Genomic DNA, 16,090 nt, shown 5'->3' with positions numbered 1-16,090 from the left:
CCCTAACGTCCTTAAAACCCGACACCCTGCCTCCAGGAAAAACCTTTTCAGCCAGCCCTAGCTATTATACCGATAGGACAGGTTGGCCAGTAGAAATGGCTTTTTCGACGATATCGGCTGCCATTTTCACTCCTCCTGTCTTCTGCAGCGCTTTCTGCATTCTCAGGGCATTTTCTCGGTAACTGGGGACGGATAACACCTTTTCAATGGCCTTTCGTAAACGGGGAACTTCTAGACGGGAAATCGGAATCACTTCCCCTGTACCCGACCATTTTATCCGAGCAGATACCCCCGGTTGGTCGTTAGCGATGGGAATGGCCACCATCGGTACAGCTTGAGCAAGGGATTCTAGGGTAGTATTTAAGCCTGCGGGGGTGATAGTAAGAGAGGCTCTGGTTAAAAGCTCTAATTGGGGAGCGTAGGGAACAACTAGGGCGTTTTTGGTCGTTATTTGAATGTTAGAGTCGCTATTGCCCAAGGATAAAACTAATTGTACCGGCAAATCGGCACAGGCTTCAGCGATCGCATTAAAGGTCGATTGTAGGCGAGTTTGAATTGTACCGAGGGAAGCATAAATCAAGGGTTGTCCGGTTAATTTTTCGTAGGGAAAAGGAATCGGTTTTCTGGTGGAGGAATCGTGAAAGGGGCCAGTAAAGTGAAAGTGAGCGGGTAAATTTGACCGAGGAAACTCGAATTCGGCGGGTTGCTGGCTAATTTGGGCAAGGGGGGAATAGCGTTGATTGATGTTTTGATAGGGAATTAACCCCCATTCTTGACGCTGCCGGTTGATTAACTCATTCAGGGGACGCGTCAGAGAGTCAAGGAGTTTATAGCCAATTTTATTGCGAATCACCCCGATAAATGAAGGATTATAGTCCCAAATGGTCATAAAGGGCGGAATAAGCGGATCACGATTTAAAACCAATGCCGAACAAAAACTGATAAAGGGAATAGCCAATTTTTCTGCGATTGTACCCCCTGAGGCGGAGACTTGATCGACAATTAGGGCATCAATTCCCAAGCGACGCATCTCTTGCGGGATAGTTTCAAAGAGGGTCGCTGTAGAATCAGTTACTAATTCTACCGTGCGTCGGACGGCGGCTGTTCCCCGTAATTGACCAATTTCGGCTAAACTTTTGGCTGATGTGCCTTTCGGATATTTGTTGGGTGCAATTGCCTGAAAATCTAAGCCAGCTGCTTGCACCATTTCTTCACCATCAAGAGTTAAAAAACAGGTAACTTTATGACCGCGTTTTTGTAACTCTTTTCCTAAAGGTAGGAGAGAATAAATATGTCCAGAGGTTGTAGGACAGAGTAAACCAAAATGAGTCATTAAACACCTCCACAGGTTTTCTTTAATTCTTCTAGATTCCAGAATGCACCGCCTAATGCGGAGAATTGTATTCCTTCAAAACAGTTACGCACCGCCCCCAAAGCGAGGGGATTGACCAGATAAATAAACGGGACGTATTCCTGTTGAAGTTGTTGAATTTCATTATAGATAACTTTGCGCTTTTCAAAGTCTAATTCTTGGGAACCCTTGACGTATAAATCAGCGATTTTTTTCTCCCAATCCGCCGCTTGCCAGCCTTGAATTGGCGGGCTGCCGGGTTGAGGTTGTTGGTTAAAAGCGTGGAGATTTCCATCTACATACCAAATATTGGGGGCGTGGGGTTCGTTATCGCCGGTAAAACCTAAAATATGGGACTCCCAATCTAGACTATTACTTAGTTTATCAACTAAATTGCTAAAAGCGATCGCTTGAAAATCCACTTGAATTCCTATGGCGGCTAAATCATTTTTAATTTGTGCGCCAATTGCTTCCCGGATTTTATTTCCTGCATTAGTAATCAGGTTAAATCTAACGGGATTATTATCGGCATCGACTAGCAGATTATCACTATTATACTTAAATCCCGCCTCTAATAATAATTCTTTGGCTTTTTCGGGATTGTAATTGTAACCTTTCAGGGTTTTATCGTAAAAAGGAGATTGGATAGAAAGAAAAGAATTTTGTTCTTGTCCCAATCCTCGATAGATATCATCAATCATTCTTTGACGATTAATGCCGTAGGCAATAGCTTGGCGGAAATTTAAGTTATTAAACCAACGGGATTTAATCGGATCTACTAGGGGTTTTCCGTCGCGTTTTCCTTGGTTGAGATTAAAACTGATAAATTGGGTTCCGTAGGCAGGTCCCCCATTAAAAATAGTGAAATTTCCTCTTTCTTCTTCGGTTTTTAAGAGGGAGAAAAATTCGGGAGTTACCCCAATAGAATCTAAACTTCCCGAACGAAATTGCAGTAGAGTTGTATCCTGAGATTCAACAATTGCCCAAATTACTGAAGTGATATGGGGTAATTGTTGTCCCTGGACATCTTTTTTCCAATAGTAAGGATTATTCTCAAAAATAATCCTTTGTCCCGTTATATATTCTTTTAGTTTATAAGCACCATTAAAAACAATTTTATCGGGAGGAGTATCTAACCCCCAAGTGGAGAGAAATTCTAACCTACCATCCTGGCTTTTTTTCTGAATGGTTTTTTCTAAAGCGTGTTTAGGTAAAATCGGTGAACTGACAGCATCTAAAAAAGGGGCAAAAGGTTCGGGTAGTTTAAATTCGATGCTGCGATTATCTAGTTTAGTGATAACGGGGAATTCTTTTTTTAATCCTATTCTTAAACTATCGCGGTAGTTGTTGGGAATATCAGGATTTAGATATAAGTCTTTATAGGTAAAAACCACGTCATCAACGGTTAAGGGTTGACCATCCGACCATTTTAAACCCTCTCTGATAGTAAAAATAATGCGCAAATTATCATCGGAAATTGTCCAAGATTCTGCTAAGACCGGTTCTTTTTTGCCAGTAATGGGATTTTCTGTTAATAGTCCTTCGTAGGTTAAACCAAAAATATTCGGGGATTCGGCCGATAAAACAGCATTAAAGGTTTTGGGGTCACTTAATACCGATATGACCACTTGATTGCGTCTAACTTGATTACCACAGGCAGTTAGGGAAATCAGCAATAAACAAGAAATTAAAAATACCGTTAATCTCCGCCAAATTTTCACCATAATCTTTAATATTTTTCTGTCCGATTACCTAGAAGTAAAGACCTTGTCTGGCTATATACACCGAAACTGACCAAGGTGAAAGCCTCTGGACTGTTTCCTTGTCCCATCAATATAACAGGAAATGAGACAAAAAATCTCGCCCAGGTGAGATTGACAAAGGCGAGAAACCGTGTTCCCATTAAGAATGGGAGATAAAATCTAAGAACGTTGTTCGATCGGTGTATAGGGGACTTCGTGTAGTCCGGTGTAGATTTGGGTAGGACGGAAAATGCGGTTAGCATTTAATTGTTCTTTCCAGTGGGCCAACCAACCGGCCACCCGGGAGATGGCAAAAATCGGGGTAAATAAATCATTGGGGATGCCTAATTTCCGATAAACCAATCCCGAATAGAAATCCACATTAGGATAGATACCTTTTTCGCCGTAGATATCCACCACTGCTTGTTCTAATTCTAGGGCGATATCGTAGTATTCATCGGAACCTAATTCTGCGAATAATTGTTCGGCAAGATTTTGTAAAATCGTCGCCCGGGGATCCTTAACTTTATATACCCGGTGTCCAAAACCCATAACTTTTTGTTTATTGGCGATACATTTTTCCACATAGGGACGAACATTAGCCACCGAACCGATTTCCTCTAACATTGACAATACTTCCTCGTTTGCCCCACCGTGAAGGGGGCCGGCGAGAGTTCCCACTGCTGAAGCGATGACACCGTAGGGGTCGGTTAAAGTGGAAGCCGTCACCATGGCCGAAAAAGTCGAGGCATTCATGGTATGTTCAGCGTGGAGAGTCAAACAGACATCGAAAACCTTCGCCGCTAAATCCGTCGGTCGTTTTTCCGTCAACATATAGAGGAAATTGGCCGCATAATCAAGACTATCATTGGGCTGAATGGGGTGATTACCTTTGCGAATCAATTGAAACGCCGCCACCATTGTCGGGATTTTCGCTAATAACCGGACTACTGCCTGACGGATATAGTCGGGATTATCCAAAGCCCGACGGGCATAGTATAACCCTAAAGCCGCCGCCGAAGTTTGTAGCGCATCCATGGGATGGCCTTTTTCGGGGAAGCATTTCATCATGTCTTCGATACGGTACTTGATGCGTCGATGATAACGGATTTCATCGGCAAATTCTTCCAGTTCCGCCTCCGTGGGCAGAACACCCCAGATAAGGAGATAGGCGGTTTCGAGGAAGGTACTTTTTTCGGCGAGTTCCTCAATCCGAATGCCCCGATACTCTAGGATTCCCTTTTGCCCATCCACAAAGCTGATACTCGATTGGGCGGCGGGAATTCCTTCTAAACCTGGCCGATATTCACAAACTGTCATAGTTCTACCTTTCCGTGGCGAAGATTAAGCCCTAACGCTAACTTACTTGATCTTTCCAACCTTACCGAAATTTTAGAGAAAATTTTCGGTTCTGTCTCTCCTGTTCAGGATTGGCGAGAAGTGGAGGGAAATTACTCCTATTTAGCGATTGCTTCGTCGATTTAGTCAACCCTGCCTTAGCGCATTTTTTCTGGGCTTACTGTTGCGACTCTAGCTAGAGGACTTGATATTTATCTACTTTCATTGTAGCGAGACTATCTCGATCGATTGAGTAGATCAATAATTTTTTTTAAGTTTCTTCGGGATTAATATTTAACTCCCGCAGTTTTGCCGCCAATCGTTCGGCCCGTTGTCGTTCCGTTTCGGCCCGTTGTCGTTCCGTTTCGGCCCGTTGTCGTTCCGTTTCGGCCCGTTGTCGTTCTTGGTTGTAACTGGTGAAAGGTTGACCATCGGGATAATACAAGATTAACTCCGGTTGGGCTAATTGAAAACGAATGCCCAAGCGAGGACTGACCCAATTATCGAGATTTTCCAGACTTTCAAGCCGATTTTCCCGACGAATACAGCCACCCAAATCATTTTTATCGGGATTATAAATGTAGTATTCTTCCACACCATAACGGTCATAAAACAGTAGTTTTCTGGTCATTTCCGTTTGGGTATTACCCGGAGAGAGAATTTCAAAAACCACTTGCGGGGGGATATTGTCTTCTTTCCACTGTTGATAGGAACCCCTTTCCCCTTTCGGTCTGCCGAAAGCTACCATCACATCGGGCGCTTGTCGAGTCTTATTGTCTCCCTCCACGGGATACCAGAGTAAATCACCGGCGACGAAAACATCGTCATTATTGGCAAATAACCAGTCTAAATTCGCTTTAATCGTCGTAATCCAGCGAAATTGTCTTGTATTATCGGCCATCGGTTTACCATCGCTATCGGGATAGACTATCTGAGTTGGATTCGGTGATGTAACCATAGGTTCACCCCAGTTGTTTCTTTAAGACTAACAGCAAAAACTATTCTCCGATCATTAGCCATCCCGCTTCCGTCTTGACTACCCGATCACTTATCGCTAGAGCTTGCCTAAGCTCCATTATTATATCATAGTTCAGTTCGATCAATTAGATTTTTTAATTAGTTTTACTGATGAATAAAAAAAAATAATAAACGGGACTTATACTAAATACGTTGAGTATAGGCTACATATCAGGGCGGGCACTCATGCAAGAGGCAAGAGGCAAAAGGGGGAATAAATAATCAGTTTTTAATAACCTGATTTAGTATTATAACTATTCGCCTCTACAATCTAAGCATCAGCCCTAACCGGTGCTAAATTTTCTGACATCCAAGCCTGATTAATGGTTTTGGTGTCTCTAGGTGTATTTTTCTCCAGTATTAACCTATTTATCAACTCCATCTAACTTGAACTGGGTTTCGGGCGGATATTCCCTATCGACTCTGTACTATCCTTCTGGCGACCGTCTTCTATCTCGGAGTCTCCTCACCTAAGGGAAGATTTTTGATTTTTGCAGAAGCTCTAGTGTAGCTCAAGCAGTAAGACTGAATGTCAATGCTCAGTGAAATATAGAGCTTTTCTCCCAAATATGAAGTATAATGTTATCGATAGCTAAATTGCCCAAAAAATGAAATCCTATCCTGTAGAGTTCCGTCAAAAAATTCTAGATTGTTATTATAACGAGCCGATCTCCCAGCGTCAATTAGCGAAAAGATTCTGCGTAACCTTAAGTTTCGTCCAAAAGCTTTTGAAACAATCTCGGGAAACGGGAGATATTCGACCGAAAACTTATCGATGTGGACGTCATTTAAAACTCACGCCAGAACAAATGGTCGCCCTCGGCGAGTTAATTGAAGCAAATAATGATGCGACTCTAGCCGAACTATCGGAACTATTCTTGGAAAGAACTGGTATAGTGTTAAGTGTAGCGACAGTGGCAAGAATGACTGAACGCTTGAAAATAAGTCGTAAAAAAAACTCTACACCCTCCCGAAAAATATACGGAAAGAGGACAAAAACTTAGAGCCCCGACTAGAAAGAACCGGTTTGCGTCAACTGTCATAGTGTTTTTTCGATGCCAAGACGCGGATTTGAACCGCGGACACGAGGATTTTCAGTCCTCTGCTCTACCAACTGAGCTATCTCGGCGTTTTTCAGTCCTTTATTAATATAGCACGCTCTCAAAATAATTGCAAGGTTTTTTTCTAAAAACTTTTCTGCTCGACTAGAACCTGTCATCAATTAAGCCAAATGACGCAAAGCCTAGGGTTTGCGGCAAAAAGTTTGTTGGTGGGGTGAGGAGTCGGTCAGTCCTGGGTCGTCAGGATTGAGGAGGAGAAGTCAAAATAGGTTGAAGGGTGATCTCATATCTATTTTCTGGCTGACCTTGTACCCTTGTCAGTAAATCGGGTTATTATGGCTAATTTTTGGCCGTTAGCAATTATAGCACTCAAAAGGGGGTGGGAATGATGAGATCAAGTTTAGTTTCGGTCTGAGGATGACGAAAAGATAATTGTTTAGCGTGTAGGTGTAAACGGTTGGACTGCTCACCATTATACAAGCGGTCGCCTAAAATTCCTATCCCTAATCCCGCTTGACTATGAACACGAATTTGATGGGTTCTTCCCGTGTAGGGAATAAATTCTAGCCGAGAATAATTGCCTTCTTTACCGATAACTTTAAAATAGGTTTGACTAGCTTTTCCCCTTTGCCAGTCCACAGTTTGATAGGGTCGATTTTGCGGATTTCCCCAGAGAGGTAAGTCAATTATACCCGATTCTCGCTCAATAATTTCTGATAGTATAGCTTCGTAGATTTTCTCCACTTCTCGCCGTTGAAATTGTTGGGATAAACAACGATAAATATCTAAACTTTTAGCTAGTAATAATATACCTGAAGTTTCTTGATCTAAACGATGAACAGGAATGAGATTTTTTCCCTGACGACGAAACCGATTGACCACGGCATCTTGACTATCTTGATAACGTCCTGCTACCGATAATAATCCTGCTGGTTTATTAATAGCAATTATCCCCTCGTCTTCGTAGATAATTTCTAGGGATGAACGTAAACCAGAGAGTAAAAAACCCATGAGAGGTTGACATCTTTCTTGACAAGCGCCATAAAATTCTCCCTGTTTTCTATCTCGATTCGATTCTCCCCACCAAAATTCGGCCATGGCGATGGGTTTTAATCCTTTCATGGCGGCATAATTTAATAATTTCGGGGCGCAACATTCCCCTGTTCCCGTCGGTAACAAATTACTGCCCATCAATTTAGCTAAGGAGAGAGATTGTCCAGAAAAGTTATTTAAACAGTAGGATTGATACAGCAATTCCTGTAACTGTTTGGAGAGGTTTCTACGCTGTTGCTTAAGTTCAATAATTCTCTGATTGGCTAAGTTTATTTTCTCAATTAAGGGGGTTAAAACTTGTTTTTGTTGCTGTTTTAATTGCTTTCTTGCTCTTTTTTCTTGACGACTGATATTATTTAAATTTTCTAATTCTTCTGAGTTTAAATCTCCTAAATTTCTTAATCTATCTCGTTCCTGTTTATTGCTTTGATGTTGTTGCTGTAAAGCTTGTATTTTGCGCTCAAAATTTGCTTGATTGATTCGATATAAACTATGTTGTGGGATTGATTGTAGTGTGATAATTTCCTGTTTAATTGTTTCTAAAAGTTGCAAAACTCGCTTTTCTTCCCGAATAATTTTTTCTCTGCCCACTAGAGACGGAACCCAGCCAGCGGCTTCTCCCTGTCCAGAAAAAGCTTTTAAAATTTCTATTTCGCCAGTGGCATTTTCTCCTAACAAAATGCCATACATTTTACCTTGAGGATTGGTGATAGTTGTCATCAAATCTTGGGCGATTTTTTCAGCCAAAAGAGTGCGGGGCAAGCGCAATAACTCGCCCGTTTCGGGACAAATTCCTTGATAATAATAGGTAACTTCCTTCACTCTTTAAGAACAGGAAAAGGGCTAGAGATACCCCTAAGAAAAACAATTGGCAAAGAAATCGATAGTTTCCTGTAAGGCGACAATAAAGCTATCAATTTCTTCGCGGGTATTATAAAAATATAGACTTGCCCGCGCGCTGCCGGAAGCATCAAAAAGGCGGTGTAGAGGTTGGGTACAGTGATGACCGGAACGAATAGCAATGCCTTCGTGGTCTAATAAAGTAGCTAAATCACTAGCATGAATCCCTTCCACATTAAAGGCGGCTAAACTAGCCCGACCTTGGCCTGTTAAACTAGGTGATGGCCCGTAAATTCTTAAACCCTCAATTTCTCCTAATTTTTTGAACAAATAGGCGGTTAACTCTTCTTCGTAGGCATGAATATTATCCATCCCTAAACCCATTAAATATTCTACCGCAGCACCGAGGGCAATCGCTTCGCCGATAGCGGGTGTTCCCGCTTCAAATTTGTGGGGCAGTTCGGCACAGGTAAAATGGTCTAAATAGACTTCTGCAATCATTTCGCCACCACCAAAAAAGGGCGGCATTGCCTCTAAAATAGCCTCTTTGCCGTACAAAAATCCAATACCGGTGGGGGCGCACATTTTATGACCACTAGCCACCAACCAATCACAATCTATGGCCTGCACATCAATGGCTAAATGGGGGACACTTTGACAGGCATCAATTAATACTTTCGCCCCGACTTGATGGGCAAGGCTGACTATTTCGGCAACGGGATTAATACAGCCTAATGTATTGGAAACATGAACGACAGCAACTAATTTAGTTTTGTCCGATAACAAGGATTTATATTGTTCTAAATCAAAGCTTTCTTCGCTGGTTAATTGCACATATTTAATCACCGCCCCCGTTTTTTGGCAGACAATTTGCCAGGGGATTAAATTACTGTGGTGTTCCATCACCGAGAGAATAATTTCATCCCCTGCTTTCAGGGTATTTAATGCCCAACTGTAGGCGACTAAATTAATCGCTTCCGTGGCGTTGCGAGTATAGACAATTTCCTGACGAGAAGCGGCATTAATAAACCTAGCCACCTTATCTCTGGCCCCTTCGTAGGCTTCCGTTGCCCGAACACTTAAAGTATGCGCACCCCGATGCACATTAGCGTTATCTTTTTCGTAATAGTTTCGCAGGGTTTCTAATACTTGAATGGGTTTTTGGGAAGTGGCGGCACTATCGAGGTAGATAAGGGGTTTATCGTGTACGGTTTGATGGAGGATAGGGAAATCGGCGCGGACTTTTTGGGCGAGGGTTTTTTCTTGGATAATTGTCATTTTAGTCAGGAGTCAGAGGGGTACTTTGGGCAGGTTTGCACCTACCCCGGTAGAGTTATTCCACACTGCGACAGGCGACGCATTGCCCCAATCTTTGGCGGAGGGATTCTAGAGGAATTTTAGCTAAAATCTCGGCCGAGAAAGCATCAATTAACAAACTGCGGGCGGTGTCGGCACTTAAGCCCCGGCTTTGCAGATAGAATAAATCATCGGCTTCCAGTTGGCTAACGGTTGCCCCGTGGGAACATTTGACGTTATCGGCGGTAATTTGTAATTCCGGTTTGGTGTTGACTCTTGCCTTGTTAGAAATTAACAAATTCCGATTTAACTGGGAGGCGTTGGTTAATTGGGCAGGTTTGGGAACAAACACTTTACCATTAAAGATGGCGTGAGCGCTACCATCAACGATACATTTATGCAGTTGGTTGCTGATGCCGTGGGGATGGTTGAGATAGATGGCGCTGTGGGTATCGGCGGTTTGTTGTCCGGTAATCATGGCTAATCCGTGTAGATTTGTCTCGGTTTGTTCTCCTTTTTGCAGGATATCGAGGTTATGACGGCAGAGTTTAGCGCCTAGATTTATCTCGTTGAGAGTGTAACGGCTATCGCGCCCTTGTTCAATTATCGTGCGTCCGATGTGAAAACCATCTCCCGATTCCCGTTGTACTCTGGTATGGATGACCTCGGCGCTGGCTTCGAGGTAAATTTCCGTGACAGCGTTGGTAAAATAAGAGTAATTTACAGGTAAATCGGAGCAATATTCGGCTAAAGCCCCGTAATTCTCGATAATATTGACACTGGCTCCCGTTTCGGCCACGATTAGGCTATGGGGCTGATAAAAGCGGGGAATTTCCTCCACAACGGTGATAAATAGGAGATGTATGGGGGTTGTGACGACGGTGTTAGCGGTGACGTGAATTACTGCCCCATCGCTTAAACCAGCTTGGTTGAGTGCGGTAAAAAATTCGGGGGTTTTTTCTTTCCCTAGATAGTTGACAAGAACATCTTTTTGTGCATTGGCAAGATTGCTGACGCTGACACCGGGGGGTAAAGCGGAGATATCGGACAATTCAGGCTGATAAATGCCGTTAACAAAGACTAAATGGCTGTTTTTGGCTTCGGGCAGTAAAAAAACAGCTAGGGCATTTTTATCGATTGTAACGGTTTGGGGGGCGCAAAAATCGATCGCCCAGAGTTGACTTAAATCGGTAAATTGCCATTCTTCATCTTTTTTGCTAGGAATGGCTAATTCTTGAGCTTTACTGGCTCCCGATTCTCTTAATTCGAGAATTTTACCGTTATCGATAGTGGGAACTGTTTCTCGAGACAATTTTAACAATAATTCTCCTGATTGTTCAGGTTTCGTGATTATGGCTGTCATTGGTAGGAGGGGGGTGGGGATTTTTCAGTAAACAGTAAACAGTAAACAGTCATCAGTCATCAGTGAAAAGACAGCACTGTTACTGCCATTTGATGATGCTCACTTAATACATACCGCTCACTTAATACTCAAAACTGACTACTGGTAACTGGTAACTGATAACTGATAGCTAGATTACTTAACGGCTAATACTTGTTCATCGAGGAAATCGTAGCCAGTTCTTTCTAATTCGAGGGCTAATTCTTTACCGCCACTGGTGACAATGCGCCCATCGTACATGACATGAATAACATCGGGTTCAATGTAGTTGAGCAGACGCTGATAGTGAGTGATAAGTAAAAAAGCGTTATCGGGAGTAGCTAAGTGATTGACTCCCTGGGCAACAATTCGCAAAGCATCGATGTCTAAACCGGAGTCAATTTCATCGAGAATTCCTAAAGTGGGTTCTAATAAAGCCATTTGTAGGATTTCATTACGTTTTTTCTCACCACCGGAGAAACCTTCGTTTAAACTTCTGCCAAGAAAGCTAGGATTCATCTGGACAACTTCTAGTTTTTTCTCGACTAATTCCTCAAAGTCAAAACTATCTAATTCTTCCGAACCTAAATATTTTTGTCGGGCATTATAGGCAACGCGAAGAAAATCGATGTTACTAACGCCGGGGATTTCTAAGGGATATTGGAAAGCGAGAAAGATACCCATAAGCGCTCGTTCATCGGGTTCTTTGTCTAAAAGATTTTCACCTTTATAAATTATTTCTCCCCCAGTTACTTCATAATCGGGATGTCCAGCGATTACTTTGGAAAAGGTACTTTTTCCTGAGCCATTGCGCCCCATAATTGCGTGGGTTTCCCCAGCTTTAATTTCGAGGTTAACTCCTTTAAGAATCTGATTTCCATCAATACTAGCGGTCAGATTTTTTACCGATAAAATTACTTCACTCATGTTTTTTTGTTGGCAACTGCAAATATTTCTAGAAACTAATTATATTTCAGCGAACACTGATAACTGATAACTGATAACTGTTATCCGACGGTTCCTTCTAGCTTGAGACTGAGGAGTTTATCAGCTTCGGCGGCGAATTCCATCGGTAATTTACTGAGGACATCCTTACAGAAACCACTGACTAACATAGAGACAGCATCTTCTTCGGAAATGCCCCGTTGTGCGAAGTAGAATAATTGGTCTTCACCGATTTTAGAGGTAGAAGCTTCGTGTTCTACTTTAGCACTGTTGTTATCCACCTGAATATAGGGAAAAGTGTTAGCTTCGGCATTATCTCCAATCAGCATAGAATCACACTGGGAGTAATTTCTTGCTCCCTTGGCTTTCGGTCCCATTTTCACTAAACCGCGATAACTATTTTGGGAATTACCCGCAGAAATTCCCTTAGAAATAATGGTACTCTTGGTGTTGCGGCCAATGTGAATCATTTTCGTACCTGTATCGGCCTGTTGTTTGTTATTAGTTAGGGCAATTGAGTAGAATTCCCCGACGGAATTATCGCCAACTAAGACACAACTGGGATACTTCCAAGTAATCGCTGAACCAGTTTCCACCTGCGTCCAAGAAATCTTAGAATTAACTCCTTTACACAGACCTCGTTTAGTGACAAAATTGTAAATACCTCCCTTACCATTGGCATCGCCAGCGTACCAATTTTGTACAGTCGAATATTTAATATCCGCATTATCGAGGGCGACTAATTCCACTACGGCGGCATGAAGTTGATTACTATCGTACATCGGAGCGGTGCAACCTTCTAAATAACTTACCGATGCCCCTTCTTCAGCGACAATTAAAGTCCTTTCAAATTGTCCCGTCTCACCGTTATTAATCCGAAAATAGGTGGACAATTCCATCGGACAGGCGACACCTTTGGGGATAAAAACAAAGGAACCATCGCTAAAAACGGCAGAATTAAGAGCGGCAAAATAATTATCACCCACGGGAACTACACTGCCGAGATATTTTTGTACTAATTCGGTATGTTCCTGTAAAGCTTCCGAGATAGAACAGAAAATAACCCCCTGTTCTGCTAGTTTTTCTTTAAAAGTTGTGGCGATAGAAACGCTGTCAAAGATAGCATCGACGGCGACGTTAGAAAGGCGTTTTTGTTCCGAAAGGGGAATGCCTAATTTTTCAAAGGTTTCGATTAAAGTGGGGTCAACTTCTTCAAGACTGTTGAGTTTTGCTTTTTTCTGTTTAGGTGCAGAGTAGTAGATAATATTTTGATAATCAATGGCAGGATAGGAAACGTGCGGCCAACTGGGTTCGGTCATCTTTTGCCATTGATGGTAGGCCCGGAGACGAAAATCGAGCATGAATTCCGGTTCCTTCTTTTTCGCTGAAATTAGCCGAATAATCTCCTCATTCAAACCGCGAGGGATGGTTTCCGATTCGATATCGGTGACGAAACCGTACTTGTAGGGTTGGTTAACGAGGTTTTTAACGGTGGTTGCACTCATGGGGGTTAGTGTTCTCTCTACGCGGGAGGTAGTTAAACAACAAGAAAGTTGTTTAAATTGATTATATAATAGATTAACAACAAAACTGTTGTCAAAGTCAGGGAAAATTTGAGAGGATGCTGATAAACCTCTGTTATTCAAGTTACTCTGTAGGGGTAATTGGCCGCTCCTTGACCCTCAGCAATTGTACGCTAAAGCCTCTGTTTTTGGTATCATGACCACGACTCAACCCGCCTCGACGAAAGACGATATTCTGCAATATTTGCTCAAAAACGGTCAATCTACCGCCCAAGACTTGGCTGAGGAGTTAAGTATTAGTCCGCAAGCGACGCGCCGCCATCTTAAGGATTTGGAGGGGGAAGGACTGATTGAATATTTTGCGGTACAAAATAAGATAGGACGGCCCCAGCACATTTATCGCCTTAGTCGTCAAGGTCGTAGCCGTTTTCCCCATAATTACGATAATTTCGCCGTTTCTTTCCTCAATACTCTCGTGGAGACGGTGGGAGAGCAACAGGTGGGGGAAATTCTCAAAAAACAGTGGCAACGCAAAGCGGCGGAATATCAATTGCGCCTCGGCAAGGGGTCTTTAGGGGAAAGAATGAGAAAATTGCTAGAAATTCGCCAAGAAGAGGGTTATATGGCAGAATTAGTGGCACTGGAAGCAGAAAATAGTTATGTCCTGGCCGAGCATCATTGCGCTATTGCTGAGGTGGCCGGTTCCTATCCCAGTATCTGTGGCCATGAATTAGAAATGTTTGCGCTGCTGCTGCCCGATTGTACGATCGAACGGACTCACTGGATCAATCAAGGTGAGCAACGATGTGGTTATCTAATTAAGTGCAAGGGATGAAAGGGGGAGATTAGCTATCCCTAGACTACCCCGAAAACCAGAGACTTCACCTAACCCGCACTGCTGCCCAATAAAAATAGACTTAACAGGGTGCCACCATTCCAGAGACTATGAACCAACATCGAGGATAATAAATTTTTCGAGCGGGTGTAAACGAAGCCAAGAACACAACCTAGGACGGTTAAAGGCAGCACTTCTGACAAATTTTGGTGAGCAAGGGCGAAAATCAAACTGCTAAGAGCGATCGCACCCCAGACGGGTAGATAACGAGTCAAAGAAGCTAGTAAAAAGCCGCGAAAGACAATTTCCTCGAAAAAAGGAGCGGCAAGGGAAGCAGTAAAGCCAAAACAGAGCAAAGCGAAGGTATTCTGGGATTCTAGGGCTAAAGTCAGCAGCGGGTTACTACCCCCTTGTCCTTGCCAAATTAGTTGATTGAGCAAAGAAACGATAATAACCAGGGGTAAAGCGACGAAATAGCCAGCTAACCCCCAGAGAAGCCAAGGACTAAAGAGGTTAAAACGAAACCAATCGGGAGGTAAAGGGCGAAAAGGCTTGATCGCTAGGTATAAAACCGATAAACTACTCACTGTTAAGGCTAAATAACTAACTACAACGTATATTGCTTTAGCTTCTAGATTGAATTTTTCGGGATTGAGACTCAAGGAACTCGATAAAATCCCGAAAATTACTGGTAAAACAATTTGTCCGACGAAAAAGAAACCGATAATTATTCCCCACCAGAGGGTTTCTCCTCCCCACTTAGTTTGCCAAGCGAGACTATCCTCTAAAAAGAGCAGCGATCGCTGTTGACGGAGAAGCCACTGGACTAATAAAAAGACCAACAGCACAACACCGATTAAACCGCCGCTAAGAGGCAAAAAAGCCAATAAAATTAGTTTTATTAACGCATTAGCCGCCACTTCACTCTGTTCTTCCTCTAAAGCGAGTAAATCCTCTTGACGATTTTCGAGACTATATAATTTTTCCAGAATGGTATAACGAAACCATCCTTTAAAATTGCGCTCGATTCTCGCTTCAGCATCGGCAGCAATTTGGGGTGGTTCACTGTACAATCCCTCTAACAGCAGCGCATTTTGTAAAACAGCAGGTTTATAGTTCTCAAATTCTGATTTTTCCTTGATGTTTTGCCAGATTTGCCGTGCTGAATCCAAGTCACCTTGATTGGCTTGAATGAGACTTAATTTTAGTTCTAAATCTTTTAAGGAATTGATGTCGCGCTCAAGGGATTTGTTTTGTTCGGGACTAACTGCTGATTTTTCTAGTTCGGTGATTGTTTTTTTTGCACTTTTCTGCGCTGATAAATACTGTTCTTCGGCAGTGGTATAAGGATCTTCACCGATCAGGGAAGTTTGCATTAATTTAAGATTAGCAAATTCCTCGCTATTAGGATCAGCATCGCTGCTGAGAGTCGTAGCTTGTAGATTGAGATTGGTTTGATACAGTTGAATATTCGATTGGATTTGAGGCTGATTAACACTAGAAATTAAAGCTGTAACTACTGGAGTTAAAGCAATAATTGTTAAGACAAAAGCGATCGCTTGTTTGAGACTTTGCCAGGGGAGTTTTTTTGAGAAATTATCGAACATGAAAATAGTTAAGTGGGAGTTAGGGGTTAGGTGATGGGGTGATGGGGGTTGGGTAATAGGTGTTGGGGAAAATTTTCCCTATCCCTAATCCCTATACCCTA

At 42.6% G+C, this 16,090-nt stretch carries 12 protein-coding genes and 1 tRNA gene; 2 read left to right on the top strand and 11 right to left on the bottom strand.

Going from position 1 to position 16,090, the window contains the following annotated elements:
• Nucleotides 1-64: 64 nt before the first annotated feature.
• The 4 genes from MiAbW_RS01550 to MiAbW_RS01535 all read right to left on the bottom strand — a co-directional run bounded on the left by MiAbW_RS01550 (nucleotide 65) and on the right by MiAbW_RS01535 (nucleotide 5,389).
• Nucleotides 65-1,333 (bottom strand): glycosyltransferase, encoded by a 1,269-nt coding sequence (locus MiAbW_RS01550; protein ID WP_151694639.1) that lies wholly within the window; start codon nucleotides 1,331-1,333, stop codon nucleotides 65-67.
• A complete protein-coding gene (locus tag MiAbW_RS01545; RefSeq protein ID WP_151694638.1) occupies nucleotides 1,333-3,075 on the bottom strand; it encodes an ABC transporter substrate-binding protein in 1,743 nt (580 codons plus the stop codon). Before MiAbW_RS01545 ends, MiAbW_RS01550 begins: the two co-directional genes overlap by 1 nt.
• Nucleotides 3,076-3,273: 198 nt before the next feature.
• Nucleotides 3,274-4,413: a citrate synthase gene (locus tag MiAbW_RS01540; protein ID WP_151694637.1), complete on the bottom strand. Its 1,140-nt coding sequence runs from the start codon at nucleotides 4,411-4,413 to the stop codon at nucleotides 3,274-3,276.
• Nucleotides 4,414-4,702: 289 nt separating this feature from the next.
• Complete coding sequence (locus tag MiAbW_RS01535; protein ID WP_151694636.1) at nucleotides 4,703-5,389, bottom strand: Uma2 family endonuclease; 687 nt, start codon at nucleotides 5,387-5,389, stop codon at nucleotides 4,703-4,705.
• A 667-nt stretch (nucleotides 5,390-6,056) separates the two neighbouring features.
• Between MiAbW_RS01535 and MiAbW_RS01530 the strand changes: the two genes are divergently transcribed.
• Nucleotides 6,057-6,452: a helix-turn-helix domain-containing protein gene (locus MiAbW_RS01530; protein ID WP_151694635.1), complete on the top strand. Its 396-nt coding sequence runs from the start codon at nucleotides 6,057-6,059 to the stop codon at nucleotides 6,450-6,452.
• A gap of 52 nt (nucleotides 6,453-6,504) precedes the next feature.
• Here MiAbW_RS01530 and MiAbW_RS01525 read toward each other — a convergent pair.
• The 6 genes from MiAbW_RS01525 to sufB all read right to left on the bottom strand — a co-directional run bounded on the left by MiAbW_RS01525 (nucleotide 6,505) and on the right by sufB (nucleotide 13,529).
• Nucleotides 6,505-6,577: transfer RNA gene (locus MiAbW_RS01525), tRNA-Phe, on the bottom strand.
• A 301-nt stretch (nucleotides 6,578-6,878) separates the two neighbouring features.
• Nucleotides 6,879-8,384 carry a pseudouridine synthase gene (locus MiAbW_RS01520; protein ID WP_151694634.1) on the bottom strand — a complete coding sequence of 502 codons (1,506 nt, stop codon included), beginning with the start codon at nucleotides 8,382-8,384 and terminating at the stop codon, nucleotides 6,879-6,881.
• A gap of 33 nt (nucleotides 8,385-8,417) precedes the next feature.
• Nucleotides 8,418-9,680 (bottom strand): SufS family cysteine desulfurase, encoded by a 1,263-nt coding sequence (locus MiAbW_RS01515; protein ID WP_151694633.1) that lies wholly within the window; start codon nucleotides 9,678-9,680, stop codon nucleotides 8,418-8,420.
• A 55-nt stretch (nucleotides 9,681-9,735) separates the two neighbouring features.
• Nucleotides 9,736-11,061: a Fe-S cluster assembly protein SufD gene (gene sufD, locus MiAbW_RS01510; RefSeq protein WP_151694632.1), complete on the bottom strand. Its 1,326-nt coding sequence runs from the start codon at nucleotides 11,059-11,061 to the stop codon at nucleotides 9,736-9,738.
• 174 nt (nucleotides 11,062-11,235) lie between these two features.
• On the bottom strand, nucleotides 11,236-12,006 hold the full coding sequence (gene sufC, locus MiAbW_RS01505; protein WP_151694631.1) for a Fe-S cluster assembly ATPase SufC: 771 nt from the start codon (nucleotides 12,004-12,006) through the stop codon (nucleotides 11,236-11,238).
• An 80-nt stretch (nucleotides 12,007-12,086) separates the two neighbouring features.
• Nucleotides 12,087-13,529 carry a Fe-S cluster assembly protein SufB gene (sufB, locus tag MiAbW_RS01500; protein ID WP_151694630.1) on the bottom strand — a complete coding sequence of 481 codons (1,443 nt, stop codon included), beginning with the start codon at nucleotides 13,527-13,529 and terminating at the stop codon, nucleotides 12,087-12,089.
• Between the two features lie 214 nt (nucleotides 13,530-13,743).
• Here sufB and sufR point away from each other — a divergent pair, with 214 nt between their 5' ends.
• Nucleotides 13,744-14,382: an iron-sulfur cluster biosynthesis transcriptional regulator SufR gene (sufR, locus tag MiAbW_RS01495; RefSeq protein ID WP_151694629.1), complete on the top strand. Its 639-nt coding sequence runs from the start codon at nucleotides 13,744-13,746 to the stop codon at nucleotides 14,380-14,382.
• Nucleotides 14,383-14,432: 50 nt separating this feature from the next.
• Here sufR and MiAbW_RS01490 read toward each other — a convergent pair whose 3' ends face one another.
• Nucleotides 14,433-15,989, bottom strand: coding sequence for a CPBP family intramembrane glutamic endopeptidase (locus tag MiAbW_RS01490; RefSeq protein WP_151694628.1), 1,557 nt, complete (start codon nucleotides 15,987-15,989; stop codon nucleotides 14,433-14,435).
• Nucleotides 15,990-16,090: the final 101 nt, after the last annotated feature.

It is taken from the genome of Microcystis aeruginosa NIES-4325, from assembly GCF_008974145.1.
GTDB lineage: Bacteria > Cyanobacteriota > Cyanobacteriia > Cyanobacteriales > Microcystaceae > Microcystis > Microcystis aeruginosa_G.
This window is presented reverse-complemented; position numbering and strand designations above follow the sequence as displayed.